This window comes from Roseivivax sp. CAU 1761, assembly GCF_054482755.1.
Map to the genome: position 1 here is coordinate 92869 of NZ_JBTLRM010000010.1, position 25472 is coordinate 118340.

General features: G+C 71.0%; 24 protein-coding genes and 1 pseudogene. 18 read left to right on the top strand and 7 right to left on the bottom strand.

All coding sequences use genetic code 11. From position 1 onward, the window contains the following. Positions 1 to 78 precede the first annotated feature (78 nt). The 6 genes from ACXYMW_RS08710 to ACXYMW_RS08735 all read left to right on the top strand — a co-directional run bounded on the left by ACXYMW_RS08710 (position 79) and on the right by ACXYMW_RS08735 (position 7320). Positions 79 to 1116, top strand: a complete 1038-nt coding sequence (locus tag ACXYMW_RS08710; protein WP_459034924.1) for an ABC transporter permease — start codon at positions 79 to 81, stop codon at positions 1114 to 1116. Continuing rightward, positions 1109 to 2089 (top strand): ABC transporter permease, encoded by a 981-nt coding sequence (locus tag ACXYMW_RS08715; RefSeq protein WP_459034925.1) that lies wholly within the window; start codon positions 1109 to 1111, stop codon positions 2087 to 2089. The genes ACXYMW_RS08710 and ACXYMW_RS08715 overlap by 8 nt, the downstream gene beginning before the upstream one ends. A 254-nt stretch (positions 2090 to 2343) precedes the next feature. Continuing rightward, on the top strand, positions 2344 to 3918 hold the full coding sequence (locus ACXYMW_RS08720; protein WP_459034926.1) for a Re/Si-specific NAD(P)(+) transhydrogenase subunit alpha: 1575 nt from the start codon (positions 2344 to 2346) through the stop codon (positions 3916 to 3918). Positions 3919 to 3934: 16 nt separating this feature from the next. After that, complete coding sequence (locus tag ACXYMW_RS08725) at positions 3935 to 5431, top strand: NAD(P)(+) transhydrogenase (Re/Si-specific) subunit beta (RefSeq protein WP_459034927.1); 1497 nt, start codon at positions 3935 to 3937, stop codon at positions 5429 to 5431. A 261-nt stretch (positions 5432 to 5692) separates the two neighbouring features. Further along, positions 5693 to 5920, top strand: a complete 228-nt coding sequence (locus ACXYMW_RS08730) for a hypothetical protein (protein WP_459034928.1) — start codon at positions 5693 to 5695, stop codon at positions 5918 to 5920. A 101-nt stretch (positions 5921 to 6021) separates the two neighbouring features. Further along, entirely contained in the window at positions 6022 to 7320 is a 1299-nt protein-coding gene (locus tag ACXYMW_RS08735) for a DUF3422 family protein (protein ID WP_459034929.1), read from the top strand. Between the two features lie 22 nt (positions 7321 to 7342). Here ACXYMW_RS08735 and ACXYMW_RS08740 read toward each other — a convergent pair whose 3' ends face one another. Further along, complete coding sequence (locus ACXYMW_RS08740; RefSeq protein WP_459034930.1) at positions 7343 to 7942, bottom strand: thymidine kinase; 600 nt, start codon at positions 7940 to 7942, stop codon at positions 7343 to 7345. Between the two features lie 98 nt (positions 7943 to 8040). Here ACXYMW_RS08740 and ACXYMW_RS08745 point away from each other — a divergent pair, with 98 nt between their 5' ends. The 9 genes from ACXYMW_RS08745 (at position 8041) to ACXYMW_RS08785 (ending at position 16817) form a co-directional block, all read left to right on the top strand. Beyond that, positions 8041 to 8946 (top strand): helix-turn-helix transcriptional regulator, encoded by a 906-nt coding sequence (locus tag ACXYMW_RS08745; protein ID WP_459034931.1) that lies wholly within the window; start codon positions 8041 to 8043, stop codon positions 8944 to 8946. Positions 8947 to 9405: 459 nt separating this feature from the next. Further along, positions 9406 to 10449 carry an aldo/keto reductase gene (locus tag ACXYMW_RS08750; protein WP_459034932.1) on the top strand — a complete coding sequence of 348 codons (1044 nt, stop codon included), beginning with the start codon at positions 9406 to 9408 and terminating at the stop codon, positions 10447 to 10449. A gap of 99 nt (positions 10450 to 10548) precedes the next feature. Then, complete coding sequence (gene trmB / locus ACXYMW_RS08755; protein ID WP_459034933.1) at positions 10549 to 11262, top strand: tRNA (guanine(46)-N(7))-methyltransferase TrmB; 714 nt, start codon at positions 10549 to 10551, stop codon at positions 11260 to 11262. Positions 11263 to 11329: 67 nt separating this feature from the next. After that, positions 11330 to 12691, top strand: a complete 1362-nt coding sequence (gene aroA / locus ACXYMW_RS08760) for a 3-phosphoshikimate 1-carboxyvinyltransferase (protein ID WP_459034934.1) — start codon at positions 11330 to 11332, stop codon at positions 12689 to 12691. Then, the gene (locus ACXYMW_RS08765) at positions 12688 to 13305 is read left to right on the top strand and encodes a (d)CMP kinase (RefSeq protein ID WP_459034935.1); all 618 of its coding nucleotides are present in this window, start codon (positions 12688 to 12690) and stop codon (positions 13303 to 13305) included. The genes aroA and ACXYMW_RS08765 overlap by 4 nt, the downstream gene beginning before the upstream one ends. 188 nt (positions 13306 to 13493) lie before the next feature. Next, positions 13494 to 14000: a DUF4168 domain-containing protein gene (locus ACXYMW_RS08770; protein ID WP_459034936.1), complete on the top strand. Its 507-nt coding sequence runs from the start codon at positions 13494 to 13496 to the stop codon at positions 13998 to 14000. 281 nt (positions 14001 to 14281) lie between these two features. Next, complete coding sequence (gene rpsA, locus ACXYMW_RS08775) at positions 14282 to 15961, top strand: 30S ribosomal protein S1 (protein WP_459034937.1); 1680 nt, start codon at positions 14282 to 14284, stop codon at positions 15959 to 15961. Positions 15962 to 16180: 219 nt separating this feature from the next. Next, positions 16181 to 16465: an integration host factor subunit beta gene (gene ihfB / locus ACXYMW_RS08780; protein ID WP_459034938.1), complete on the top strand. Its 285-nt coding sequence runs from the start codon at positions 16181 to 16183 to the stop codon at positions 16463 to 16465. A 1-nt stretch (position 16466) separates the two neighbouring features. Beyond that, positions 16467 to 16817 carry a LapA family protein gene (locus ACXYMW_RS08785; protein WP_459034939.1) on the top strand — a complete coding sequence of 117 codons (351 nt, stop codon included), beginning with the start codon at positions 16467 to 16469 and terminating at the stop codon, positions 16815 to 16817. A 45-nt stretch (positions 16818 to 16862) separates the two neighbouring features. Here the strand turns inward: ACXYMW_RS08785 and ACXYMW_RS08790 are convergent, their stop codons facing one another. From ACXYMW_RS08790 to ACXYMW_RS08800, 3 genes are read right to left on the bottom strand one after another with little or no spacing between them, the layout of a single operon-like run. Beyond that, a complete protein-coding gene (locus ACXYMW_RS08790) occupies positions 16863 to 18458 on the bottom strand; it encodes an AMP-binding protein (protein ID WP_459034940.1) in 1596 nt (531 codons plus the stop codon). 7 nt (positions 18459 to 18465) lie between these two features. Then, positions 18466 to 18804, bottom strand: a complete 339-nt coding sequence (locus ACXYMW_RS08795; RefSeq protein WP_459034941.1) for a hypothetical protein — start codon at positions 18802 to 18804, stop codon at positions 18466 to 18468. 9 nt (positions 18805 to 18813) lie between these two features. After that, a complete protein-coding gene (locus ACXYMW_RS08800) occupies positions 18814 to 19314 on the bottom strand; it encodes a lysozyme inhibitor LprI family protein (protein WP_459034942.1) in 501 nt (166 codons plus the stop codon). Positions 19315 to 19503: 189 nt separating this feature from the next. On the opposite strand from ACXYMW_RS08800, the gene ACXYMW_RS08805 reads away from it, so the two are divergent. Continuing rightward, complete coding sequence (locus ACXYMW_RS08805; protein ID WP_459034943.1) at positions 19504 to 19974, top strand: pyridoxamine 5'-phosphate oxidase family protein; 471 nt, start codon at positions 19504 to 19506, stop codon at positions 19972 to 19974. Between the two features lie 58 nt (positions 19975 to 20032). Here the strand turns inward: ACXYMW_RS08805 and ACXYMW_RS08810 are convergent, their stop codons facing one another. Together ACXYMW_RS08810 and ACXYMW_RS08815 are read right to left on the bottom strand one after the other, a co-directional pair. Then, on the bottom strand, positions 20033 to 21232 hold the full coding sequence (locus tag ACXYMW_RS08810) for a DegT/DnrJ/EryC1/StrS family aminotransferase (RefSeq protein ID WP_459034944.1): 1200 nt from the start codon (positions 21230 to 21232) through the stop codon (positions 20033 to 20035). Next, the gene (locus ACXYMW_RS08815; protein ID WP_459034945.1) at positions 21229 to 21897 is read right to left on the bottom strand and encodes an HAD-IA family hydrolase; all 669 of its coding nucleotides are present in this window, start codon (positions 21895 to 21897) and stop codon (positions 21229 to 21231) included. The genes ACXYMW_RS08810 and ACXYMW_RS08815 overlap by 4 nt, the downstream gene beginning before the upstream one ends. A 139-nt stretch (positions 21898 to 22036) precedes the next feature. Here ACXYMW_RS08815 and glmU point away from each other — a divergent pair, with 139 nt between their 5' ends. Together glmU and glmS are read left to right on the top strand one after the other, a co-directional pair. Beyond that, a complete protein-coding gene (glmU, locus tag ACXYMW_RS08820) occupies positions 22037 to 23389 on the top strand; it encodes a bifunctional UDP-N-acetylglucosamine diphosphorylase/glucosamine-1-phosphate N-acetyltransferase GlmU (protein ID WP_459034946.1) in 1353 nt (450 codons plus the stop codon). Positions 23390 to 23391: 2 nt separating this feature from the next. Next, positions 23392 to 25206 (top strand): glutamine--fructose-6-phosphate transaminase (isomerizing), encoded by a 1815-nt coding sequence (glmS, locus tag ACXYMW_RS08825; RefSeq protein WP_459034947.1) that lies wholly within the window; start codon positions 23392 to 23394, stop codon positions 25204 to 25206. A gap of 59 nt (positions 25207 to 25265) precedes the next feature. Here the strand turns inward: glmS and ACXYMW_RS08830 are convergent. Next, positions 25266 to 25472: pseudogene (locus tag ACXYMW_RS08830) on the bottom strand (hypothetical protein); the annotation flags it as partial.

Below are 25472 nucleotides of genomic sequence, written 5' to 3' on the forward strand. Positions count from 1 at the left end.
CCCCCCACCCCCCCCCCCCCCCCCCCGCGGCCGCCGCGATGCCGCGCCGGCGCGCGCCGGACGCTGCGGGGCCGCGCCATGCTGAGCTACGCGCTGCGCCGCCTCGCCTTCGGCGTGCCGACGCTGCTGCTGATCAGCCTCGCGATCTTCATGCTGCTGCAGCTGGCCCCGGGCGATCCGATGGCCAGCGTGCCGCTCACCGTGCCGCCCGAGGTCAAGGCGCGGATGCGCGAGGCGCTGGGGCTGGGCGAGCCGGCGCTGGTGCAATACCTGAAATGGCTGCGCCAGATGCTCTGGGTGGAGCCGCGCCTGCTGCTCGACTGGGCGACCGCCGACAGCCGGCTGCTGGGCTGGCTGCCCGACACGGCGAGCTACGAAGGCGAGCAGCGCGTGCTGTCCTGGCAGACCCGGTCGCCGGTCATGGACATCGTCGTCGAAAGGCTGCCGCAGACGCTCTGGGTGGTGGGCCTGGCCTATCTGCTGGGGGCGCTGATAGCGCTGCCGCTCGGCATCCTCTCGGCCTGCCGCCAGCATTCGCTGTTCGACCAGGCCGCGACGCTGGTGGCGATGCTGGGCTTTTCGGTGCCGCCCTTTTTCACCGGCCCGCTGCTGATCGTCGTGTTCTCGGTCGGGCTCGGCTGGCTGCCCTCGGTCTACGACACCACGCTCGTGGTGCGGGACTGGGACAGCCTGCTGGCGCAGCTGCGGCAGATGGCGATGCCGGTGGCGGTGCTGGCGCTGCAGGTCACGGCGCAGATCTCGCGCTACATGCGCGCCGCCATGCTCGACACGCTGGGCGAGGATTACCTGCGCACCGCGCGCGCCAAGGGGCTGCGCGAACGGCGGGTGATCGGGCGCCACGCCCTGCGCAACGCGCTGATCCCGGTGGTCACGGTGCTGGCGCTCGGCGCGCCGGCGATCTTCGGCGGCGCCATCATCACCGAGACCATCTTCAAGGTGAACGGCATCGGCCATTTGCTGATCACCGCGCTCTTCGCCAACGACCTGCCGATGGTGATGACCCTGACCTTCCTGTTCGCGGTCCTGATCGTGCTCTGCAACCTCCTGGCCGATCTGCTCTACGGGCTCCTCGACCCGCGCATCCGCTATGACTGACCGCAAGTCCGCCGACCTCGCCCTCGCCGAGCCCGCCCGCGCCGCCGGCCGCGCGCCGACGGCGCCGCGGCCGGTGCCGGGGCCGGGGCGGCGGGCCCGGACGCGCTTCCTGCGCCACACCGGTGCGGTGCTGGGCGCCGGCCTCCTGGCGGTGATCGCGGCGCTGGTGCTGCTCGGGCCCTGGCTCTGGCCGCTCGACCCGCAGCGGCTCGACCTTGCCAACAAGGATCTCCGCCCGGTCTGGCAGGAGGCCGGCCGCAGCGCCTGGGCGCATCCGCTGGGCACCGACCAGCTTGGCCGGGACCAGCTTGCCCAGCTGATCGCCGGCGGCCGCACCTCGCTCGCCGTGGGCGCCGCGGCGACGCTGGTGGCGCTGGCCATCGGCACCGCGCTGGGGCTGGTCGCCGGCTACTGGCGGCGGCTCGACGGGCCGCTGATGCGGCTCACCGACCTGTTCCTCGCCCTGCCCCTGCTGCCGCTCCTGCTGGTCGCGGTGACGCTGTTCCGCCAGCCGCTGCGCGCCGCGCTCGGCCCCGAGGGCGGCATGTTCGTGCTGATCGTCGGGGTGATCGGGGTGACCGCCTGGATGCCGATGGCGCGGCTGGTGCGCGGCGCCGTCCTGACGCTTCGGGAAAGCGACTTCGTGCAGGCCGCCGAAACCCTGGGAAGCCGCCCCGGCGCCATCGTCGCGGGGCACCTGCTGCCCAACGTGGCCTCGCCGATCCTGGTCTCCGCCAGCCTCGGCCTGGCCTCCGCGATCATCACCGAAAGCGCGCTGTCCTTCCTGGGCCTGGGCTTTCCCTCCGACCATCCGAGCTGGGGCAAGCTGCTGGCCGACGCGGTGCCGCGCATGGTGGCCTATCCCGAGCGGGTGATCCTGCCCGGGGCGGCGATCTCGCTCACCGTGCTGGCGGTGAACTACCTGGGCGACGGCCTCCGCGACGCGCTCGATCCCCGCGGCGCGCCGCTCTGAGCGGCCGGTGCGGCGGCATCCCGGCCGCAGATCGGGGCCGAATGTGCCGCGGCGTCAGGTCGGAAACGGCCGCATGGGCGGGCAAGTATCTTGCTGACCAGGACGAGGTGTCGCAACAAACCTATGGCTATCTTTAATTCACCCCCCGGCTGTGATCTAAACCGCTCGATGAGCACGCCGCGCCGCCGGAAGGGGGGCCTTCGGGCCTTGGCCGTGCGGGTGCCACGAGACGAGGGTGAGAAGGGACTGACCGCGTGAAAATAGGAACGCCAAAGGAGATCCTGCCCGGCGAGAATCGCGTCGCGATGACGCCGGATTCGGCCAGGATGCTGCAGAAGCTCGGGCATGAATGTCTGATCGAGGCCGGTGCCGGCGAGAAGGCGGGCTTTCTCGACGAGGCCTATCGCGAGGCCGGGGTCGAGGTCGTGGAGGGCGCCGACGCGCTCTGGGCCGGGGCCGACATCATCGCCAAGGTGCGCCCGCCCACCGACGAGGAGGTCGACCGGCTGTCGCCCGAGAAGACGCTGATCTCCCACTTCTATCCGGCCTCCAACGAGGACCTGATGAAGCGCGCCGCCGACAAGGGCGCCAGCGTCATCGCAATGGACATGATCCCGCGCATCAGCCGCGCCCAGAAGATGGACGCGCTGTCCTCGATGGCCAACATCGCGGGCTACCGCGCGGTGATCGAGGCCGGCAACAATTTCGGCCGCTTCTTCACCGGCCAGGTGACCGCCGCGGGCAAGGTCCCGCCGGCCAGGGTCCTGGTGGTCGGCGCCGGCGTCGCGGGTCTCGCCGCGATCGGCACCTCGACCTCGCTGGGCGCCATCACCTACGCCTTCGACGTGCGCCCCGAAGTGGCCGAACAGGTCGAATCGATGGGCGCCGAATTCGTCTATCTCGACTTCGACGAGGAGGTCGAGGACGGCTCCGAGAGCGGCGGCTACGCCAAGCCGTCGAGCCCCGAATTCCGCGAGGCCCAGCTGGCCAAGTTCCGCGAACTGGCCCCCGACATGGACATCGTCATCACCACGGCGCTGATCCCCAACCGCGAGGCGCCCGAGCTCTGGACCGAGGACATGGTCAAGGCCATGAAGCCCGGCTCGGTGATCGTCGATCTCGCGGCCGAGCGTGGCGGCAATTGCAAGCTGACCGTCAAGGACGAGCGCATCGTCACCGACAACGGCGTGGTGATCATCGGCTACACCGATTTCCCGAGCCGCATGGCGACCCAGGCCTCGACGCTCTACGCCACCAACATCCGCCACCTGGTGACCGACCTGACCCCCGAGAAGGACGGCGTGGTCAATCACGACATGGAGGATGACGTGATCCGCGGCGCGACCATCGCGCACAAGCAGGAGGTCACCTTCCCGCCGCCGCCGCCGAAGACCAAGGCGATCGCCGCGGCCAAGCCCAAGCCCAAGGAAAAGGAAAAGACCCCCGAGGAGCGCCGGGCCGAGGAACTGGCCGCGTTCAAGGCGCAGACCAAGAACCAGGTCACGCTGCTGGGCGTCGGCGCGGTGCTGATGCTGCTGGTGGGCCTCGTCGCGCCGGCCAGCTTCCTGCAGCACTTCATCGTCTTCGTGCTCGCGGTCTTCATCGGCTTCCAGGTGATCTGGAACGTCAGCCACTCGCTGCACACGCCGCTGATGGCCGTCACCAACGCGATTTCGTCGATCATCATCCTCGGCGCCCTGATGCAGATCGGGTCGGGCTCCTGGCTGGTGATCCTGCTCGCGGCGCTGTCGGTCTTCATGGCGGGGATCAACATCTTCGGCGGCTTCCTCGTGACGCGGCGCATGCTCGCCATGTTCCAGAAATCGTAAGGGTCGGAGCGGACACATGGAATTCGGATTCACTACGGCGGCCTACGTGGTCGCGGCCGTCCTCTTCATCCTCAGCCTGGGCGGCCTGTCGGGCCAGGAAAGCGCCAAGCGCGCGGTCTGGTACGGCATCGTCGGCATGGCGCTCGCCGTGCTGGCAACCCTCACCGGCCCCGGCGCCGGCCTGTGGATACTCTCGGTCATCCTGATCGCCGCCGGCGGCGCCATCGGCGTCGTCGTGGCGCAGCGCGTGCAGATGACGGAGATGCCGCAGCTCGTCGCGGCGATGCACTCGCTCGTCGGTCTCGCCGCGGTCTTCGTGGGCTACAACGCCCATATCGAGATCGGCCGCGTCGCCGCCGCCTTCGCCGAGGCCGGCGTGCCCTTCCCGCTCTCCTACGAGATGGAAGCGGCGGCGCTCGCCGAGGCCGACCGCGTGGCCGAGGGCTTCCGCGGCTTCGCCGCCATCGTCGCCCACAAGACCCAGGCCGAGATCAACGTGCTGCGGCTCGAGCTCTTCCTCGGCGTGTTCATCGGCGCGGTGACCTTCACCGGTTCGGTGATCGCCTACGGCAAGCTCGCGGGCAAGGTCACCTCGGCGGCGACCAAGCTGCCCGGCGGCCACATCCTGAACGCCGCCGCGGCGGCGATCTCGGTGCTCTGCCTGATCTGGTACTTCGCCTCGGGCGGCTTCTTCCCGCTCTTCCTGATGACGCTGCTGGCGCTGTTCATCGGCTACCACCTGATCATGGGCATCGGCGGCGCCGACATGCCGGTCGTGGTCTCCATGCTCAACTCCTACTCGGGCTGGGCCGCGGCGGCGATCGGCTTCTCGCTGTCCAACGACCTGCTGATCGTGGTCGGCGCGCTGGTGGGCTCCTCGGGTGCCATCCTGTCGTACATCATGTGCAAGGCGATGAACCGGTCGTTCATCTCGGTGATCCTCGGCGGCTTCGGCGGCTCGGCGGGTCCGGCGGCCGAGATCGAGGGCGAGCAGGTGCCGATCGACGCCGACGGCGTGGCGCAGGCGCTCGACGAGGCCGACAGCGTGGTCATCGTGCCGGGCTACGGCATGGCGGTGGCGCAGGCACAGGGTAACGTGGCCGAGCTGACCCGCCGGCTGCGCGCCCAGGGCAAGGAGGTGCGCTTTGCCATCCACCCGGTGGCCGGCCGCCTGCCCGGGCACATGAACGTGCTCCTGGCCGAGGCCAAGGTGCCCTACGACATCGTGCTCGAGATGGACGAGATCAACGACGACTTCCCGGACACCGACGTGGTCATCGTGATCGGCTCGAACGACATCGTGAACCCGGCGGCGCAGGAAGACCCGAACTCGCCGATCGCCGGCATGCCGGTTCTGGAAGTCTGGAAGGCCAAGACCGTCTTCGTCTCCAAGCGGGGCCAGGGCACCGGCTATTCCGGCATCGAGAACCCGCTGTTCTTCAAGGACAATACCCGGATGTTCTACGGCGATGCCAAGAAGTCGCTGGACGAGCTGCTGACCAAGATCAGCTGACCGTCGAAGAGCTTCGACCCGATCGAGAAAGGCCCCGCCCCGGCGGGGCCTTTCTGCGTCGGCGCTGTGGCATCTCGGCAACGGTTCCCGGCGAAGCGAAGCCCGGACGCCTTCGCCCCTGCCCCCGCTTGGCCGTTCCCCGCCGGTAGCTGCGCCAAGTCCCGCCGAGCCGATTTGGCGCCTCTGACGACCCGCCTAGTCTTGTGCTAGCCCGGAACGGTCCCGCCCGAGCCGGCCGCCGAGACGGAAAGGAACGCCGCCATGATCAGCCCGGAAACCCGTTCGATGCGCGTCTTCGCGATGGCGACGATGGGCCTTTTGCTGTCCGGCATCGCGATGCTGGCCGGTCCGTTGATCGGCGACTGGGACGTCGTCCTGGGCCTCGCCGCGCTGCTGGTGCTGCTGCGCGCCGCGCTGCTGGCGATCCGGCTGGAAACCCCGCCCGGCGATCCCGACCTGCCCGCCGGAGAGGCGCCGCGCGACGGCTGAGCCACGCTCGCGGCCGTAAGGCCCCGCGGACCCCGTTTTCGCCTTTACCCGCGGACGGCCGGGGTATCTAGTCGGGCCGACCCCTCCCGCGACCGAGACGAATGCCCCCAATCCAGGACCACCCGCTGCGCTACCGGCTCGCCAACGAGCTGCACGCCCGCCCGTTCCCGTCGCTGACCGCGCCCTGCCGCGCGGTGTTTCTGGCGGTCAAGAAGCCCCGCAACGCCGCCGGACGCGACCGCGCGCTCGACCTTGCGCACCTGACCGCGCTGCTCGACCGGCACGGCACCCAGCACCCGCAGCCCGGGGCCACGCATTTTTCCGGCCGCATCGGGCGGCATTCGCTGAAATGGGAGCAGCATACCGAGTTCGTCACCTATACGGTGTTCCTTGACGGCTCCGGCGGCAGGCCCTTCGATCCCGCCGATTTTGAGGTCTTTCCCGCAGACTGGCTGGACCAGGCGCCCGGCGTCCGGATGACCTCGGCGCTGATCCGGGTGGCGGTGCGTCCCGACGACGAGACCGAGATCGCCGACCTGCTCGAAGATTGGTTCGTGCCCGAGAGCGTCGCCACCAGCGCGGTGATCGACGACGACGCCATCATCGCGGGCGATTTCCGCATCGACCCGGCCGGCCACCAGCGCTTCGCGGTCTTCGCACGGCCGCATGTGGGCGAGCGCCGCATCGGCCGCATCGTGCAGCGCCTCTGCGAGATCGAGACCTACAAGACCATGTCGATGCTGGGCTTCACCAAGGTCCGGGAATTGTCGCCCAAGCTGGGCGAGATCGACGGGGAATTGTCGCAGCTGATGGAGGCGATGACCCAGGGGACGGCGCCGGCCGAGGAGACGCTCAAGGCGCTGCTCGCGGTCTCTGCCGAGCTCGAGACGCTGTCGGCGCAGACCGCCTTTCGGCTCGGCGCCACCGAGGCCTACGAGGCCATCGTCGCGCAGCGCATCTCGGTGCTGCGCGAGGTGCGCTGGGAGGGGCGGCAGACCTTCGCCGAGTTCATGATGCGGCGCTACGATCCGGCGATGCGCACGGTGAAGAGCGCCGAGCGCCGCATCGGCACCATGTCGCAGCGCGCGATGCGGGCCGGGGAGCTCCTGCGCACCCGGGTCGAGGTCGAACGGCAGGCGCAGAACCAATCGCTCTTGGAAAGCATGAACCGGCGCGCCGACATGCAGCTGCGGCTGCAGAAGACGGTGGAGGGCCTGTCGACCGTGGCGATCAGCTATTACGCGGTCTCGCTGGCAGCCTACCTGCTCTACCCGCTGGCCGAGGGGCTGGGCATCTCCAAGGGCATGCTCACCGCCGCGGTCACGCCCTTCGTCGTGGTCGGGGTCTGGGCGATGATCCGCCGCATCCGCCACCAGGTCGAGCGCGCCCCGGCGGAATAGCCCGCGGCCATCGCGGCGCGGCTCAACCCCGGGGGTCGGGGCTGCGGTCGCCGACCGCCTCGCGCCAGTGCCGCCGGCACAGGCTGACATAGGTCTCGTTGCCGCCGACCTGCACCTGCGCGCCCTCGCGCAGCGCCCGCCCGTCGCTGTCGCGGCGCACCACCATGGTCGCCTTGCGGCCGCAGAAGCAGATGGTGCGGACCTCGCGCATCCAGTCGGCCAGCGCCAGCAGCGCCGCCGAGCCCGGGAACAGCTCGCCGCGGAAATCGACCCGCAGCCCGTAGCACATCACCGGCAGGTTGAGATCGTCGGTGACCCGCGCCAGCTGCCAGACCTGGTCGCGGCTCAGGAACTGCGCCTCGTCGACGAAGATGCAGGCCAGCGGCGCCTCGGCATGCCGGGCGGCGATGCGCGCCAATAGGTCGTCGCCCGCGGCAAAGGTCTCGGCGGCGCGGCCGAGACCGATGCGCGACCCGATGCGCCCGGCGCCGGCGCGGGCGTCGAGCGCCGCGGTCAGCAGCAGCACGCGCATGCCGCGCTCCTCGTAATTATGCGCCGCCTGCAACAGCAGGGTCGATTTGCCGGCATTCATTGTGGAATAATGGAAGTGCAGCTTGGCCATGCTTCCCCTTGCCCGAGGCGGGCCGTCCAGACAAGCGTCGGCGCGGAGGTTTACCCGTGACGGCCGCATTGCCGCCCCCGGGCGGCGGGAGCGGGAGCATGCATGGTAACGAGTATGACAGCGGCAGACAGCTCACCCAGGCCGAGCGGTACGTGCCGGAAATTTTGCAGGAGTTTCTCGTCAAGCTGGAGCGCAGCGCCAGTTCCGAGGATGTCTGGCGGCTGATCGTCGCCGCCGGACGGCAGGTCGGCCTGCCCTGCGTGGACCTGGCCTTCGCCTCCGACCTGAACGACCGTCGCCCCACGGTCTTCGTGCGGATGTCCTACGATGCCAGCTGGCTGCAGGAGCTCTACCAGGACGACGAGCTGGCGAAATGGTCCTATTTCCGCCATCACGGAGTGCGCTGGCTGACGCCGGTTCTGGTGGGCTGGGAATTCATCGACGAATACCACCCGGTGCCGCGGGCGCGCCAGCGGGTGCTGCGCGAGGCCGCCCAGCGCGGTCTGCGGGCCGGCTTCGCGGTGCCGCTGCGCCAATACGCCCCGCCGCAGAGCGGGCTCATCACCTTTGCCGGCGACCATTCCCGCCGCGAGATGCGCGCCATCGCCGCCGCCCATGGCTGGGCGCTGCACGCCATCGCCATGGCGGGCTACCAGCGCTACCTGTTCCACTTCGCGCAGGAATTCGGGGAGCGCAACAAGCTCAGCCCGAAGCAGGTCGAGATCCTCAAGCTGATCGGGCGCGGAAGCCGCGACAAGGAGATCGCCGACAGCCTGGCGATCTCGGTCTCGGCGGTGCGGCAGCGGCTCGAGGCGCTGCGGCGCCGCACCGGGCTCGAGACCCGCGCCGAACTCGCGGCGCTCGCCATGGCGCTGGGGCTCCTGGCCGATCCGCTGCTGCCGCAGGATCTGCAGCACCGCCAGACCCTGGTGCGGATGGACGGCGTCGGCTCGCACCGGCGCCCGGCGCCGAACGGGGCCGAGGAGGATTCCGGCGAGGCGTGACCGCGGCCAGACGCGATGGGCCATGAAAACGGGGCGCCTCCTAGGAGGCGCCCCCGCGTCAGTGAAATAGAAGCCGTTATGTTTGCTCCCCCCGGAAAAGGGAAAAACGTAGCGAATACAGGGAACAACGCATCCTGTAATTGAATGCGCGACCGGTGCGAGCGATCATCCCTGCATTGTGGCGCCTGACAATTCCGCGACGCCGACGGATGAATACATATTAACCCAGCGGTAGCTGTTTGTCTCCGCGGCAATCGCCGGAAGCGCCGGAGCGGCCGGTCACAAGTTACAGGGCCCCTACCTGAAACTAGCTAAACTGACAGGTTCGTGACCTTGGGGAAGCCGGAGACCGCGCCTTTGGTCGCATGGGACGGCGGCTCCGAATCGGCGGTCGGCCCGGGTCTTGCGCCGCCGGGTCGCAGCGCTAGTGTCGCGCCCCGAACCAACGGAGCTTCCCCGATGAGAATGAACCCGCTCGGCCGCACCGGTCTGACCGTCTCGGAACTGTGCCTCGGCACCATGACCTTCGGCAACCAGACCCCGCCGGAAGATGCCCACGCCCAGATCGAGCGCGCCGCCGCGGCCGGCATCAACTTCATGGACGCCGCGGAGATGTACCCGGTGAACCCGATCACCAAGGAAAGCATCGGCCGCACCGAGGAGATCATCGGCGACTGGTTCGTCCGCACCGGGCGCCGCGACGAGTGGATCGTCGCCACCAAGATCACCGGCGAGGGCCAGATGGCGGTGCGCGACGGCGCGCCGATCACCCCCGAGACCCTGAAGGCGGCGCTCGAGGGCTCGCTGCGGCGGCTGCAGACCGACGTCATCGACCTCTACCAGCTCCACTGGCCGAACCGCGGCAGCTACGCCTTCCGCCAGCAATGGAGCTTCGCGCCGTGGCAGCAGGACCGCGCCGCCACGCGCCAGCACATGCACGACATGCTGGGCGCGCTCGCGCGCGAGGTCGAGCGCGGCACCATCCGGCATTTCGGCCTGTCGAACGAATCGACCTGGGGCACCGCGGAATGGCTGCGCATCGCCGCCGAGACCGGCGGGCCGCGCGTCGCCTCGGTGCAGAACGAGTATTCGCTGCTCTACCGCATGGCCGATACCGACCTGGCGGAGCTGATGGTCAACGAGGATGTGGGCTTCCTGCCCTACTCGCCTCTGGGCGCCGGGCTGCTGACCGGCAAGTACCAGGGCGGCGCGGTGCCCGAGGGCAGCCGCATGGCGCTGAACGGCGATCTCGGCGGCCGCAAGACCGACCGCGTCTTCCCCGCCGTGGCGGCCTATCTCGAGGTGGCGCAGCGCTTCGGCCTCGACCCGGCGCGGATGGCGCTGGCCTGGAGCGCGCGGCGGCCCTTCGTCGCCTCGTCGATCCTCGGCGCCACGACGCTGGCGCAGCTCGAGCACATCCTGCCGGCGGCCGACCTCGACGTCCCGGACGAGCTGGCGGCGGCGCTCGACGCCGTGCACAAGGCGCACCCCTTCCCCTATTGAGCCGCAGCGCGCCCCGGACCGGGGCGCGCCGGAAAAACGCCCGCCCGGCCCCGCGGCGGGCGTTGCCTTGGCCGGGCGGCGCGGCTATTGCCCCGGCCCATGACCGAGACCCGACATCCCAAGGGCGCCCCGTGGCGCAACTTCTACGGCCGCTTCAAGGGCAAGGCGCTGCGCCCCGCCCAGGAGCGCTACCTGGCCGAGGACCTGCCCCGCCTGGCCCTGCCCGGCATCGACTGGGAGGAAAACCCCGACCGCGCGCCGCTCGACCTGCGCGCCCTGTTCGGGGACCGCGAGATCTGGCTGGAGGTGGGGTTCGGCGGCGGCGAGCACCTGGTGCGCCAGGCCGAGGCGCATCCCGAGGCCGGAATCATCGGCTGCGAGCCCTATGTCAACGGCGTGGCCATGCTGCTGGGCAAGCTGCGCGACAGCCGGGCGGAGAATGTCCGGCTGCACATGGGCGACGTGCGCGACCTCTTCGACGTGCTGCCCGCGGGCGCGCTGGCGCGGGCCTTCGTGCTCTATCCCGACCCCTGGCCGAAGGCGCGCCACCACCGCAGGCGCTTCGTCACGCAGGAGCATCTGGAGCCGCTGCACCGGGCGATGCGGCCGGGCGCGGAGCTGCGCATCGCCACCGACATCCCCGATTACGTGCGCCAGACCCTCGTCGAGGTGCCGAAGGCGGGCTTCGACTGGCTGGCCGAGGGGCCCGAAGACTGGCGTCGGCCCTGCGCCGACTGGCAGTCCACGCGCTACGAGGAAAAGGCCCTGCGCGAAGGCCGGACGCCGCATTACCTGACCTTCCGCCGACGCTGACCCGGCGGCGATGGACGCGCGCTCCGGGGCTTGCTAAAGCCGGGCCCGACCCGAGAAGGAGCCCCCGATGTCCAGCCACGGCACCCCGATCCCGATGATCGCCGAACGCTCCGGCCCGCTGGCCGGCGAAGCGCATGTCCCGGGCGACAAGTCGATCTCGCACCGGGCGCTGATCCTCGGCGCGCTGGCGGTGGGCGAGACGCGGATCAGCGGCCTGCTCGAGGGCCAGGACGTGCTCGACACCGGTCGCGCCATGCGGGCCTTCGGCGCCGAGATCGAGAAGCGCGACGATCTGTGGCTGGTCAACGGCGTCGGCACCGGGGGCTTCGCCGAGCCCGAGCAGGTCATCGATTGCGGCAATTCCGGCACCGGCGTGCGGCTGATCATGGGGGCGATGGCCACCACGCCGATCGCCGCCACCTTCACCGGCGACGCCTCGCTGAACGGCCGGCCGATGGCCCGCGTGACCGACCCGCTGGCGCTGTTCGGAGCCCGCGCCGTGGGCCGCGCCGGGGGCCGGCTGCCGATGACCATCCTCGGCGCCGCCGATCCGCTGCCGGTGCGCTATGCCACGCCGGTCCCCTCGGCGCAGGTCAAGTCGGCGGTGCTCCTGGCCGGGCTCAACGCCCCCGGCGAGACCGTGGTGATCGAGCGCGAGGCAACGCGCGACCATTCCGAGCGCATGCTGGCGGGCTTCGGCGCCGAGATCGCCACCGAGGCCACGTCCGAGGGCCGGGTGATCACCCTGAAGGGCCAGCCGGAGCTGAAGCCGCAGGTCATCCAGGTGCCGCGCGACCCGTCCTCGGCTGCCTTCCCGGTCTGCGCCGCGCTGATCACCGAGGGTTCGGACGTGCTGGTGCCGAATATCGGCCTCAACCCGACCCGCGCCGGGCTGTTCTTCACCCTGCAGGAGATGGGCGCCGACCTGGTCTTCGAGAATCCCCGCGAGGAAGGCGGCGAGCCGGTCGCCGACCTGCGCGCGCGCTTCTCGCCCGACCTCAAGGGCATCGAGGTCCCGGCCGAGCGCGCCGCCTCCATGATCGACGAATACCCGGTCCTGTCGGTGGTGGCGGCCTGCGCCGAGGGCCGCACCCACATGCCCGGGGTGAAGGAGCTGCGGGTCAAGGAAAGCGACCGCATCGACGCCATGGCGGTGGGTCTCAGGGCCTGCGGCGTCAGCGTCGAGGAAGGCGAGGACTGGTGGAGCGTCGAGGGCCGCGGCCCCGGCGGGGTGCCGGGCGGCGCCATTGTGGAAAGCCGGCTCGACCACCGCATCGCCATGTCCTTCCTGGTGCTCGGCCTGGCTGCACGCAAGGCCGTCCGGGTCGACGATTGCGGTCCCATCGCCACCTCCTTCCCGATCTTCGAGCCGCTGATGACCGGGCTCGGCGCCCGCATCCGGCGCGCGGCTGAGGCGGTGACGGCATGAGCTTCACCATCGCCATCGACGGCCCCGCCGCCTCCGGCAAGGGCACGATCAGCCGCCGTCTCGCGCAGCATTACAACATGGCGCATCTCGATACCGGGCAGATCTACCGCGCCGTGGGCCTCCGGGTGCTGCACGGCGCCGACCCGATCGAGAGCGCCCGCACGCTGTCGGCCGAGCATGTCCGCGCCGACGGGCTGCGCACCGCCGAGGTCGGCCAGGCCGCCTCCAAAGTCGCGGCGATCCCCGAGGTCCGCGCCGCGCTGCTCGATTTCCAGCGCGCCTTCGCGCGGCGCGCCGGAGGCGCGGTGCTCGACGGGCGCGACATCGGCACGGTGATCTGCCCCGACGCCGAGGCCAAGCTCTTCGTCACCGCCTCCGCCGAGGTGCGCGCCGAGCGGCGCTTCCGCGAGCTCAGCGCCGCCGGGCACGACACCGACCTCGACACCGTGCTGGCCGATATCCGCGCCCGCGACGCCCGCGACATGGACCGCGCCGACGCGCCGCTGAAGCCCGCCGCGGACGCGGTGATCATCGACACGTCGGGGCTCGACATCGAGGAGGCCGTGGCGCGCGCCATCGCCGCCATCGACGCGGCCCGCGCGCCGCGCGGCTGACCGCCGGCGCCGCGACAGACCGGCCGCGCCCCGGGGGCGGCGGCGCGCCGCTCACCCTTCCGCCGAGTAAAGGCGGGTTTTTGCTGAGGCTTTTGCAAGTGCGGGGGTGGCGCCCCATCTCGGTCGGGACGGGACGCGAACCGCGCGGCCCGGCGCAAGACGACGCGACTTCGAGAAAGGAGCCCTTCATGTTCGAGAAGCGCAAGATCACCGCCGCCCTTCTGGCCACCGCCATGACCGCGACGCCGACCGCCTTCGTGATGGCGCAGGAAAGCGCCGTCCAGCCGAAGGCCGAGGCCGAGGCCGGCGTCGAGGTCGACACCGCCGAAACCGGCGCCGCCGCCGAGACCGAGGCCGAGACCGGCGCCGAGACCACGATGCAGGCCGATGCGCCCGAGGCGCCGGAGACCCCGGTCTTCGAGGATGCCCAGATCGAGGCCTTCGCCAGCGCGGTGATCGACGTCACCGAGATCCGCGACCGCTATGCCGCGCAGCTCCAAGAGCTCGAGGATGAGGGCGAGCAGCAGGCCCTGATCGAAGAGGCCAATGCCGAGATGCGCACCGCCATCGAAGAGACCGAGGGCCTGACCTTCGAGGATTACATGGCGATCAACCGCGCCGCCTCTATGGACCAGGACCTGAACCAGAAGATCGCGCAGCGTCTCGAGGAGATGCAGGGCGACCAGGCAGGCTGAGGCCGCCACTAAGCCACGACACCGCCTGTCCGGGCGAATGGAGGCCCGCCGGTTCCCCGGCGGGTCTTCTGACGTCCGGCCCCCGGACTTGCCAGATGCCCCGTTTCGGCCTATAGGCGGCGGCGTCTAGAGTGCACGACACGAGTGCGGAACAGAGGATCGGGCAGGGCCGGACACGAACCGGCCCTTTCGTCTTGCACGCTCGCCCAAGGACCAATCCAAGACCGGCGGAGACAACCGCGCGGCCGGAATATGTAGATGTAAAGGAAATCAGAGACCACATGGCTCAGAACGCATCCATGGAGGAATTCGAGGCCCTCCTGAACGAAAGCCTCGAAATGGACACGCCCGACGAGGGCTCTGTCGTCAAGGGCAAGGTCATCGCCATCGAGGCGGGCCAGGCCATCATCGACGTCGGCTACAAGATGGAAGGCCGCGTCGATCTCAAGGAATTCGCGAATCCCGGCGAGGATTCGGGCATCACCGTCGGCGACGAGGTCGAGGTCTATCTCCGCGCCGCCGAGAACGCCCGCGGCGAGGCCGTCATCAGCCGTGACATGGCGCGCCGCGAAGAGGCCTGGGACCGTCTCGAGAAGGCCTATGCCGACGACCAGCGCGTCGAAGGCGCGATCTTCGGCCGCGTCAAGGGCGGCTTCACCGTCGATCTCGGCGGCGCCGTGGCCTTCCTGCCGGGCTCTCAGGTCGACGTGCGCCCGGTGCGCGACGCCGGCCCGCTGATGGGTCTCAAGCAGCCCTTCCAGATCCTCAAGATGGACCGCCGCCGCGGCAACATCGTGGTGTCGCGCCGCGCCATCCTGGAAGAGAGCCGCGCCGAGCAGCGCGCCGAAGTCATCGCCAACCTCGAAGAGGGCCAGGCGGTCGACGGCGTGGTCAAGAACATCACCGAATACGGCGCCTTCGTCGATCTCGGCGGTGTCGACGGCCTGCTGCACGTCACCGACATGGCCTGGCGCCGGGTCAACCACCCGTCCGAGATCCTGTCGATCGGCGAGACCGTCAAGGTCCAGGTCATCAAGATCAACCGCGAGACCCACCGCATTTCCCTCGGCATGAAGCAGCTGCAGGAAGATCCGTGGGATCTGGTGGCCGCCAAGTACCCGCTGGCCTCGGTCCATGCCGGCCGCGTCACCAACATCACCGATTACGGCGCCTTCGTGGAGCTGGAGCCGGGGGTCGAGGGTCTGGTCCACGTCTCCGAGATGTCCTGGACCAAGAAGAACGTGCACCCGGGCAAGATCGTCTCCACCTCCCAGGAGGTCGAGGTCATGGTGCTCGAGATCGACCAGGCCAAGCGCCGCGTGTCGCTGGGTCTCAAGCAGACCATGCGCAACCCGTGGGAGGTCTTCGACGAGACCCACCCGCCGGGCACCGTCGTGGAAGGCGAGGTCAAGAACATCACCGAGTTCGGTCTGTTCATCGGTCTCGAGGGCGACATCGACGGCATGGTGCACCTCTCCGACCTGTCCTGGGACGAGCGCGGCGAGGATGCCATCCAGAACTACCGCAAGGGCGACGTCGTCCAGGCGGTCGTGCAGGACACCGACACCGAGAAGGAGCGCATCTCGCTCTCCATCAAGGCGCTCGGCGGCGACAAGTTCGCTGACGCGGTGGGCGGCGTGAAGCGCGGCTCCATCGTCACCGTCGAGGTCACCGCGATCGAGGATGGCGGCATCGAGGTGGAATACGAGGGCATGAAGTCCTTCATCCGCCGCTCCGACCTCAGCCGCGACCGCGCCGAGCAGCGCCCGGAGCGCTTCTCGGTCGGCGACAAGGTCGACGTGCGGGTCACCAATATCGACCCCAAGTCGCGCCGCCTCGGCCTGTCGATCAAGGCCCGCGAGATCGCCGAAGAGAAGGAAGCGGTCGAGCAGTACGGCTCGTCGGATTCCGGCGCTTCGCTGGGCGACATTCTCGGCGCCGCGCTGAAGCGCGACGAGTGATCGCCGCCTGAAGGCCGAGCCGTCCCGAGGGCCCCCGCCGCGCGCGGGGGCCCTTTTCGCATCCGCCCGACCCGCCCGCCCCCTGCCCGGGCGGCGCGAAACGCCGTCCGGGCCGACACATTTCCGTCGTCTGCCGGTTTGCGAATGCTATCGTTGGGCATATAGTCGCGAAAAAACCACGGGAATCCGCCGGGATGCGGCGGTCAGGGGATGGTAGCCATGATCCGGTCGGAACTGATCCAGAAGATTGCTGACGAAAATCCGCATCTCTACCAGCGCGACGTGGAGCGGATCGTGAACACGATCTTCGAGGAAATCACCAACGCCATGGCGCGCGGCGACCGGGTGGAACTGCGCGGCTTCGGCGCCTTCTCGGTCAAACAGCGCGATGCGCGCATCGGACGCAACCCGCGGACCGGTGAATCGGTTGAAGTCGAGGAGAAACACGTGCCCTTCTTCAAGACCGGCAAATTGCTGCGCGACCGACTGAACGGAAAGGCCTGACATGCGCTACGTGAAGATTGTTATCCTGGCGGTCCTGGCCGTCGTGCTGGTGTCGGTCGCCCTGGCCAACCGCCAGATGGTCGAATTGCGGCTGCTGCCCGAGGAGATGGCCGAGCTGCTGCAGATCCAGCAGGTGCTGTCGATGCCGCTGTTCTTCGTGATCCTGCTGAGCGTCGTGGTCGGCCTGCTGATCGGCTTCGTCTGGGAATGGATGCGCGAACACACGCACCGCTCGGAGAAGGCCCGCAAGCAGGAGGAAATCGCCCGCCTGCAGCGCGACCTGCGCCGCACCGAGGCGCAGCGCGACAAGAACAAGGACGAGGTCCTGGCGCTGCTCGACCGCAGCGCCTGACAGGGGCCCGCCCCGGGCCGGACGGCCGGTCCGGCGGCGCCCCCGCTACCCGCAGCCCTCGCCCCGCAGCGCGCTGCGGATGAGTTGCCCGTTGGGCGTCCGCGGCAGCCGCGCGACGAACGCCACGGTGACGGCCTCGGCGGCGAGCGGCAGGCCCTCCGCCAGCCACCCGGCCAGCGCCGCCGCCAGCGCCGCATCCGGCGCCGCGCCCTGCCCCGGGACCACGCAGACCCGCACCGCTCCGGCCCCTGCCTCCGCGCCGGGCTCGGCCACCGCGCCGGCATCGGCGACCGCCGGATGCGCCCGCAGCCGCGCCTCGATCCGCGCCGGGGCGAGCCGTCCGCCGGGCAGGTCCGGCCCGTCGTGGCAGCGCCCCAGAACGGTGAGCCGCCCGTCATCAAGGCGGCCGCGATCGCCGGTCCGCATCCAGCGTCCAGCGAAGGCCCGGGCGGTCTCCTCGGGCCGGCGCCAGTATTCCAGCATCATCGCGGGGCTGCCGCGGCGCACCGCGATCTCGCCCTCGGCCCCGTCGGCGCCGGGCATCCCGTCCGGCCCGAGCACCGCCAGGTGCAGGCCCGGCAGGGCGGGCCCCACCGTCCCCGGCCCCGGCGCCTCGGGCTCTGACGGGTCGGATCCTGGGGGCCCCGGGAGCGGCGGTGGCGCCGCCAGCATGTTGCATTCGGTCAACCCGTAGGTCTCGCTCACCGCCGCGCCGGAGGTCTCGCGCAGCCAGGCGCAGAGCTCCGGCTCGGCGGCGTCGCCGCCCGTGGCGATGCTGCGCAGCCCGGTCAGCGCGGCGCCCGCGCCCCGCAGCAGCCGCAGCGTCACCGGCGGCAGGAAGGCGTTGCGGACGCCGGCGTCGCGCAGGACGCGCAGACAGGCCTCCGCCTCCAGCGGCCGCACCGGCGCCGCGACCACCGGCACGCCCAGCGCCAGACCCGGCATCACCACCTGGAACAGCCCGGCGATCCAGGCCCAGTCGGCCGGGGTCCAGAGCACGTCGCCGCGCTGGCCGAGGAAGTCGTGGCTCAGCTCGACCCCCGGCAGGTGCCCGGTCAGCACGCGGTGGCCGTGCAGCACGCCGCGCGCCGCGCCGCCGGTCCCGGAGGTGTAGAGCAGCACCGCCGCGTCGTCCGGCCCGGTCTCGACCCCGGCCGAGGAGGCGCCGGCGCCCTCCGGCAGGTCGCGCAGCGAGATCACCGCGCAGCCCGCCCCTTCGAGCCGCGCCCGGCCGGCCGCGTCCGAGACCACCACGCCGGCGCCGACCTCGTCGAGCCGCGCCCGCAGCGCCGCCCGCGGCAGCCGCACCGAGAGCGGCGCCGAGATCGCGCCCAGCCGCCAGATCGCGGCATGGGCGGCCACGGTCAGCGGCTCCTGGCCGAGCAGCACCGCGACGCGGTCGCCGCGCAGCACCCCCTTGTCGATCAGCGCCGCCTCCACCCGCCGCGACAGCCGCCAGAGCTGGCCGTAGGTCCAGTCGCGCCGGGCGCCCTGTGACAGGTCGATCAGCGCGATGCGGTCGGGATCGGTGGCCGACCAGCCGTCGAGCACCTGCTCGGCGAGGTTCAGCCGCTCGGGCAGGTCCCAGCGGAAGCGCCGGCACAGCTCGGCATAGGGGCGACGGCGCAGCATCGGCAGCATGGCGGCCTCAGGTTTCCGGTCGGGACGGTCCGACCCGGCGCACGAGGCCGCCGAACCGGTTGACGTGATAGGTATAGTGCCGGGCCGGATCGTAGGGAACCGGACCGCAGACCACCACCAGCCATTGCCCCTGCGCGGCGGCGGCCGTGGCCCGGCAATCGGCGGGGCCGGCATCCGCCCCGGTTCCGGCGGCGCGGCGCTCGGCCACGTAGCGCGCCGCATAGGCGGCGACGACCTCACCGGCGGTGACGTTGGCGGCGCGCCAGCCCTGCCGCCATCCCAGAAGCGCCGCGCCGAGCAGGAGCAGGCAGAGCGGCAGGAACCATATCGCGCGCGTCGCCGTCACCGGTTCGCCCTACTCCGCCATCCGCGCGAGGCGGTGACGGATCTCCATCGCCCGCCGGGCGGTCCGGTCGCGCAGGCAGGTCACCGCGTCGAGCGCCGCCCCCGGGGCCGAGATGTCCGGCGCGCCGGGCGTTCCGCAGGCGGCCTCGCGCTCGGCCCGCCAGGCGCGCTGCCAGTAATCCAGATCGTCGCGCGCCGCGCGGTCGGCGGCGCGGGCCTCGAGCGCGGCCCAGTAGCCGTCGAGGAGGTGTTGCCAGGCGCGCTGCTCGGCGGCGCGGCAGCGGCCGGTCGCGCCGGGCCGCGCATCCCCGGCGCAGGCCGCGTCCAGCAGGCCGAGGCAGGCGATCACCGGGCGCAGGGCCGGTGCGTCGGGCGCCGCGGCCTCCACGCAGGCGGTGATCCGGGCCAGGCCCTGCATGCCGGCGGAGAGGTTCTCGGCTCCGAGACGGGGCGCCGGGGCGGCCACGGCGGCCGCGACGAGGGTGGGCTGACAGAAATGCTGAAAGGTCATCGAAATATCTCCCTGCAGGGCGTCCGAGACGAAATAATCCCGGCCCCTGCCCCAAGCTTACCCTCGGCTGCACGCAACGCAACGCTTGCGCGAACGCGGCCCCGGACCGGCCCTGTCTGTGGCAGGCGCGGAACCGCGAAGAACGGCCGGTCGTTTTCCGCCCGACACGCAAGAACGAAAGGATTTCTGATGTCGGACGATCTCAAGACCGCCTTCTGGAAACGTCTCGACGATGTGCAGGCCGGCCTGCTGGCGCCCGCCGGAGACCATCCGATCCCCATGGCGCCGAACGCCGAGGCCGACGAGAACGCGATCTGGTTCATCACCGCCGCCGGCTCCGCCGCGCATCGCGGCGCACAATCGGGCGGCGAGGCCCGCTTCGACGTCGCCGATGCCAAGGCCAACCTCTATGCCACCGTCGCGGGCCGCCTGGCCGAGGTGAACGACAGCAAGAAGCTCGACGAATGCTGGAGCCGCTTCGCCGCCGCCTGGTTCGAGGACGGCCGCGACGATGAGAAGGTGCGCCTGGTGAAGTTCACCCCGCATTCGGCCGAGGTCTGGGCCCCGGTCAACGGCGCCGCCTATCTCTACGAGATCGCCAAGGCCAACATGAGCAAGCACACGCCGGAGGCCGGCGAACACGGCCGCGTGGCGTTCTGATCCGCCTCGCCCTTTGCACCACGGGCCCCGGTTCGCCAGGACCGGGGCCTTTTCGCGCTCAGGCGCCCGCGGGCCCCCGGGCGATCTCCTGGCTCAGGATGCGGGCGATCGCCCGGGCATCCGCCGGGGTGAAGCTGAGCGGCAGCCGCAGGTCGAGCAGCCCGGCCAGCACCCGCGCGGTGCGGGGCAACGGCTCGGGCGGCACGAAGCCCCAATGGTCATGCCGCGAGGTGTAGCCCGCCGGCCGGTCCGCCCCGAACCATTTCAGCACGACCCCGCGGGCATCGGCCCGCGCCACCAGCGCCGCGATGGCCGCCGCCGGCCAGTCCGGCAGCCGGAACTGGAAGGACGAGCCGACGAACTGCGCCTCCCGCGGGCGGTCCGGCAGCGCCACGCCGGCGAGGCCCGCCATGCCTTCGGCGAGCGCGCGATGCAGCGCCGCCCAGCGCGCGACCCGCTCCGGCAACAGCGCCAGCTGCGGCCGCAGCACCGCGGCGCGTACTTCGTCCATGCGGCCCGACAGGTTCGGCACCGCGGCGACGAGCCCGGCCGGGTAGCTCTCCGCGCCGGGACCCGCGGGATGGTGACCCTGGAAGGCATAGGCGCCGGAGGACAGGACCATGCGCGCCGCCAGCGCGGCGTCGTCGGTGACCAGCAGCCCGCCCTCGCCGGAATTGATGTGCTTGTAGCTCTGGGTGGAATAGCACCCGACGGCGCCGTGCCGCCCCGACGGCCTGCCGCGCCATTCCGCCCCCATCGTGTGGGCGCAATCCTCGATCACCGTCACGCCGGCCCGGTCGCAGAGCGCCGTCAGCCGGTCCATGTCGCAGATATGCCCGCGCATATGGCTGAGCAGAAGCACCCGGGCCCGGGGCAGCTTCGCCGCGAGGTCGTCGAGATCGATCACCAGATCCTCGGTGGTCTCGACCAGCACCGGCACCGCGCCGAGCCCGGCAATCGCGCCGGGGACCGGCGCCAGGGTGAAGGCATTGGTCAGCACCGCATCGCCCGGCGCCACCCCGACCGCCCGCAGCGCGCAGCGCAGCGCATAGCCGCCCGAGGCCACGGCCAGCGCGTGGCGGGCCCCGGTGAAGGCGGCGAAGTCCTGTTCCAGCAGCGCGGTCTCGCTCTCCGCGGGCGGCATGCTGTAGCGGTGCAGCCGCCCCGAGCGCAGAATCTCGGCCACCCGCGCGATGGCCGGTTCGGGCACCGGCTCCTGCTCGGTGAAGCAGCCGGTGAAGCGCTCGGTCCCGGTCACGCGCCGAGCAGCCGGTCGACCTCGCCCCCGAGCCGGTCGTAATGGTCGAGGATCGCCTCCGGCGCCATGCGCGCCACGCCCGGGCCTTCCGGCCCGAAGCCCACGAGGATGCAGGGCACGCCGGCGGCGCGCGCGGTCTCGCGGTCGGTCTCGGTGTCGCCGACGATCAGCGAGCGGTCGACCGCCCCGCCGGTGAGCCGCACCGCCTCGCGGTAGGGCGCCGGATCGGGCTTGCGCACCGGCATCGTGTCGGCGCCGATCAGCGACCCGAAGAGATCGCGCACCCCGAGCCGCACCAGCAGGGTCTGGGCCAGCGCCTCGGGCTTGTTGGTGCAGATGCCGACGCGGATGTCGGAGCGCCGGAGTGCCTCCACCGCCGCCACGGCGCCGGGATAGAGCATGGTGTGGGTGTCGATCGCCTCGCCGTAATAGGCCAGCAATTCCGGGTACCAGCGGTCGAGCGTGGCCGCGTCGTGGTCGCGGCCCAGCCGTTCCAGCCCGAGCCGGAGCATCGCCCGCCCGCCGCGGAAGGCGGTGGCGGCGTCCTCCACCGGGTCGAGCAGCGCGTGCTCGCCCATTGCCAGGAAGCAGGCATTGGCGGCCGCGATCAGGTCGCCGCTGGTATCGGCGAGGGTGCCGTCGAGATCGAAGATCACGGTGCGCATGGGCGGGGCCTTTCTCTGTTGCGGGCCTGTTGCGAAGCGGACATCAGACGTGATGGCCGGCCCGCTTGTTCTGGCCCTCCAGACGGTTAAAACGGGCGGGTCCGCAAGGAAAGACACGAATGGGACAGAAGGGGCATCCATGAGCATCGCGCTGATCATCCTCGCGGCCGGAAAGGGCACGCGCATGGAGTCGGACCTGCCGAAGGTGCTGCACCGGATCGGCGGGGCGCCGATGCTGGTCCACGCCATGCAGGCGGGCTCCCGGCTCGGGCCGGAACGGGTGGTGGTGGTGGCCGGCCACGGCGCCGAGGCGGTGGCCGAGGCGGCCCGCGACCACGATCCCGAGGTCGAGATCGCCCTGCAGACCGAGCAGCTGGGCACCGCCCATGCGGTGGCGCAGGCGGCGCCGGCGCTGGAGGGCTTTTCGGGCGACGTGCTGGTGCTCTACGGCGACACGCCGTTCATCGGCCATGCCACGCTCGAGGCGATGGCGGTGGCGCGGGCGCATCACGACATCGTCGTGCTGGGTTTCGAGGCCGCCGATCCGGGCCGCTACGGCCGGCTGGTGATGGCCGGCGACGACCTCGCCCGGATCGTCGAATGGAAGGACGCGACGGAGGAGGAGCGCGCCATAACGCTTTGCAATTCGGGCGTTCTCATGGCCGATGCGCAGGTTCTGTTCCGCCTGATCGAGGCCGTCGGCAACGACAATGCGGCGGGCGAGTACTACCTGCCCGACATCGTCGCCCTGGGCCGGGCCGAGGGGCTCACGGCGACCGCCGTCTCCTGCGACGAGGCCGAGACGCAGGGCGTGAATTCGCGCGCCGAACTGGCCGCGGCCGAGGCCGTCTTCCAGGCCCGGACCCGCGCCGCGCTGTTCGAGGACGGCGTCACCCTGCAGGCGCCCGACACGGTGTTCCTGTCCTTCGACACGGCGATCGGCCGCGACGCCGAGATCGAGCCCAACGTGGTCTTCGGGCCCGGCGTGACGGTGGAATCCGGCGCCCGCATCCGCGCCTTCAGCCATCTCGAGGGCTGCCATGTCAGCCGCGGCGCGGTGGTCGGACCCTTCGCCCGGCTGCGCCCCGGCGCGGAACTGGCCGAGGACGTCCATGTCGGCAATTTCGTCGAGGTCAAGAACGCCCATCTCGGCGCCGGCGCCAAGGCCAACCACCTGACCTATCTCGGCGATGCCGAGATCGGCGCCGGCAGCAATATCGGCGCCGGCACCATCACCTGCAATTACGACGGCGTCTTCAAGCACCGCACCGAGATCGGCGAGCGCGCCTTCATCGGCTCCAACACCATGCTGGTGGCGCCGGTGCGCGTGGGCCACGGCGCGCTGACCGCCTCGGGCTCGGTGATCACCGCCGACGTGCCGGACGGCGCCCTGGCGCTGGCCCGCGCCGAACAGGTGACCAAGCCCGGCCGCGCCGCGCGGATGTTCGACATGCTGAAGGCCCGCAAGGCCAAGCTCGCGAAAGGAGCCTGAATATGTGCGGAATCGTCGGGATTCTGGGCACTCACGAAGTTGCCCCGGTGCTGCTCGAGGCACTGCGCCGGCTGGAATATCGCGGCTATGACAGCGCCGGCATCGCCACCGTCAATGCCGGCCGGCTGGACCGCCGGCGCGCCGTCGGCAAGCTGGTAAACCTGTCCGACCTGCTGGTCCACGAACCGCTCGCCGGCAAGGCCGGGATCGGCCATACCCGCTGGGCCACCCATGGCGCGCCCTCGACCGAGAACGCCCATCCCCACAAGGCCGGGCCGGTCGCGGTGGTCCATAACGGCATCATCGAGAACTTCCGCGAGCTGCGCGCCGAGCTGCGCGCCCAGGGCGCCGAATTCACCACCCAGACCGACACCGAGACCGTTGCGCTGCTGACCCAGCGCCACCTCGAGGAGGGGCTGAACCATGTCGAGGCGGCGGAAAAGACCCTGTCGCGGCTCGAAGGCGCCTTCGCCCTGGTCTTCCTGTTCGACGGCGAGGAGGACCTGCTGATCGCCGCCCGCAAGGGCAGCCCGCTGGCCATCGGGCACGGCGAGGGCGAGGTCTTCGTGGGCTCGGACGCCATCGCGCTGGCGCCGCTGACCGATTCCATCACCTATCTCGAGGAGGGCGACCGGGCGATCCTGACCCGCGCCACCATCGAGATCCGCGATGAGGCCGGCCGCCTGGTGAACCGCCCCATGCGCCGCGTCTCGATCGATGCGGCGCGCGTCGACAAGTCCGGCCACAAGCATTTCATGGCGAAGGAAATCGCCGAGCAGCCGACGGTGCTGGCCGACGCGCTCAACGCCTATCTCGCCGGCGACGCGATCCGTCTGGGCCAGGACCTCGACTTCGCGGGGACCGAGCGGCTGGTGATGGTCGCCTGCGGCACCGCCTTCTATGCCTGCCTGACCGCGAAATACTGGTTCGAGACGCTGGCCGGCCTGCCGGTCGAGGTCGATATCGCCTCCGAGTTCCGCTACCGCGAGCCGCCGGTGACGCCGAGGACCACCGCGGTCTTCGTCAGCCAATCGGGCGAGACCGCCGACACGCTCGCCGCCCTGCGCTATTGCCGCGACAAGGCGCGGCGCATCGTCTCGGTGGTCAACGTCGCCGAAAGCTCGATCGCGCGCGAGAGCGACATCGCCCTGCCGATCCATGCCGGGGTCGAGATCGGCGTCGCCTCGACCAAGGCCTTCACCTGCCAGCTCAACACGCTGCTCCTGATGGCGCTGCAGGCCGCCCATGACCGCGGCCGGCTGAGCCCGGAGGATCTGGCCGAGAAGCTCGGCGCCCTGCGCGGCCTGCCGGGGCTGGTCAACGCCGCGCTCGACCGCGACCCGGCCATCGAGGAGGCCGCCAAGGCGCTGGCCGAGGCCCGCGACGTGCTCTTCCTGGGCCGCGGCCTGATGTATCCCCTGGCTTTGGAAGGGGCGCTGAAGTTCAAGGAAATCAGCTACGTGCACGCCGAGGCTTACGCGTCGGGCGAACTCAAGCACGGGCCCATCGCGCTGATCGATCAGAACGTGCCGGTGGTGGTGATGGCACCGCGCGACGGGCTCTTCGACAAGACCGTGTCGAACATGCAGGAGGTGATGGCGCGCGGCGGCAAGGTGCTGCTGATCACCGACGCGGCGGGCGCCGAGGCCGCCGGCGAGGATGTCTGGCAGAGCATCGTGCTGCCCGAGGCGCCGTCCTTCCTGACGCCGATCCTCTACGCCCTGCCGGCGCAGCTTCTGGCCTACCACGCCGCGGTGGCCAAGGGCACCGATGTCGACCAGCCGCGCAACCTGGCGAAATCGGTCACCGTGGAGTGACCCCGGCGCCCCCGACGTGATCGGGCCGGCCGCCCCGGACGGGCGGCCGCTCCCCCGTGTCAGCCGCCGGCGAAGACCTCGACGGTCGGCAGGTCGGTCAGCGGCGCCTCGATCAGGCGCATGGCGGCCAGCGAGATGCGGCTGCCGGCGGTCGCCGCCCCGCCGATCGGGATCAGGTCGACCTGCGCCGACTTGCCGGTCTGGGGATAGACCACGCGGCCCTTGGTCTCGGCCGAGACCAGCGGCGTCTCGAGCCAGAAGCCGCC

What these genes read in the sequence shown, in the direction of transcription:
- rpsA (WP_459034937.1), top strand. Translation starts at nt 14,282, where the DNA reads ATGGCTCAGAACGCATCCATGGAGGAATTCGAGGCCCTCCTGAACGAA.
- ACXYMW_RS08730 (WP_459034928.1), top strand. Translation starts at nt 5,693, where the DNA reads ATGATCAGCCCGGAAACCCGTTCGATGCGCGTCTTCGCGATGGCGACG.
- ACXYMW_RS08740 (WP_459034930.1), bottom strand. Translation starts at nt 7,942, where the DNA reads ATGGCCAAGCTGCACTTCCATTATTCCACAATGAATGCCGGCAAATCG.
- ACXYMW_RS08725 (WP_459034927.1), top strand. Translation starts at nt 3,935, where the DNA reads ATGGAATTCGGATTCACTACGGCGGCCTACGTGGTCGCGGCCGTCCTC.
- ACXYMW_RS08790 (WP_459034940.1), bottom strand. Translation starts at nt 18,458, where the DNA reads ATGCTGCCGATGCTGCGCCGTCGCCCCTATGCCGAGCTGTGCCGGCGC.
- ACXYMW_RS08805 (WP_459034943.1), top strand. Translation starts at nt 19,504, where the DNA reads ATGTCGGACGATCTCAAGACCGCCTTCTGGAAACGTCTCGACGATGTG.
- ACXYMW_RS08770 (WP_459034936.1), top strand. Translation starts at nt 13,494, where the DNA reads ATGTTCGAGAAGCGCAAGATCACCGCCGCCCTTCTGGCCACCGCCATG.
- trmB (WP_459034933.1), top strand. Translation starts at nt 10,549, where the DNA reads ATGACCGAGACCCGACATCCCAAGGGCGCCCCGTGGCGCAACTTCTAC.
- ACXYMW_RS08815 (WP_459034945.1), bottom strand. Translation starts at nt 21,897, where the DNA reads ATGCGCACCGTGATCTTCGATCTCGACGGCACCCTCGCCGATACCAGC.
- ACXYMW_RS08715 (WP_459034925.1), top strand. Translation starts at nt 1,109, where the DNA reads ATGACTGACCGCAAGTCCGCCGACCTCGCCCTCGCCGAGCCCGCCCGC.
- ACXYMW_RS08735 (WP_459034929.1), top strand. Translation starts at nt 6,022, where the DNA reads ATGCCCCCAATCCAGGACCACCCGCTGCGCTACCGGCTCGCCAACGAG.
- ACXYMW_RS08765 (WP_459034935.1), top strand. Translation starts at nt 12,688, where the DNA reads ATGAGCTTCACCATCGCCATCGACGGCCCCGCCGCCTCCGGCAAGGGC.
- ACXYMW_RS08750 (WP_459034932.1), top strand. Translation starts at nt 9,406, where the DNA reads ATGAGAATGAACCCGCTCGGCCGCACCGGTCTGACCGTCTCGGAACTG.
- ihfB (WP_459034938.1), top strand. Translation starts at nt 16,181, where the DNA reads ATGATCCGGTCGGAACTGATCCAGAAGATTGCTGACGAAAATCCGCAT.
- ACXYMW_RS08745 (WP_459034931.1), top strand. Translation starts at nt 8,041, where the DNA reads ATGCATGGTAACGAGTATGACAGCGGCAGACAGCTCACCCAGGCCGAG.
- aroA (WP_459034934.1), top strand. Translation starts at nt 11,330, where the DNA reads ATGTCCAGCCACGGCACCCCGATCCCGATGATCGCCGAACGCTCCGGC.
- glmS (WP_459034947.1), top strand. Translation starts at nt 23,392, where the DNA reads ATGTGCGGAATCGTCGGGATTCTGGGCACTCACGAAGTTGCCCCGGTG.
- glmU (WP_459034946.1), top strand. Translation starts at nt 22,037, where the DNA reads ATGAGCATCGCGCTGATCATCCTCGCGGCCGGAAAGGGCACGCGCATG.
- ACXYMW_RS08710 (WP_459034924.1), top strand. Translation starts at nt 79, where the DNA reads ATGCTGAGCTACGCGCTGCGCCGCCTCGCCTTCGGCGTGCCGACGCTG.
- ACXYMW_RS08785 (WP_459034939.1), top strand. Translation starts at nt 16,467, where the DNA reads ATGCGCTACGTGAAGATTGTTATCCTGGCGGTCCTGGCCGTCGTGCTG.
- ACXYMW_RS08800 (WP_459034942.1), bottom strand. Translation starts at nt 19,314, where the DNA reads ATGACCTTTCAGCATTTCTGTCAGCCCACCCTCGTCGCGGCCGCCGTG.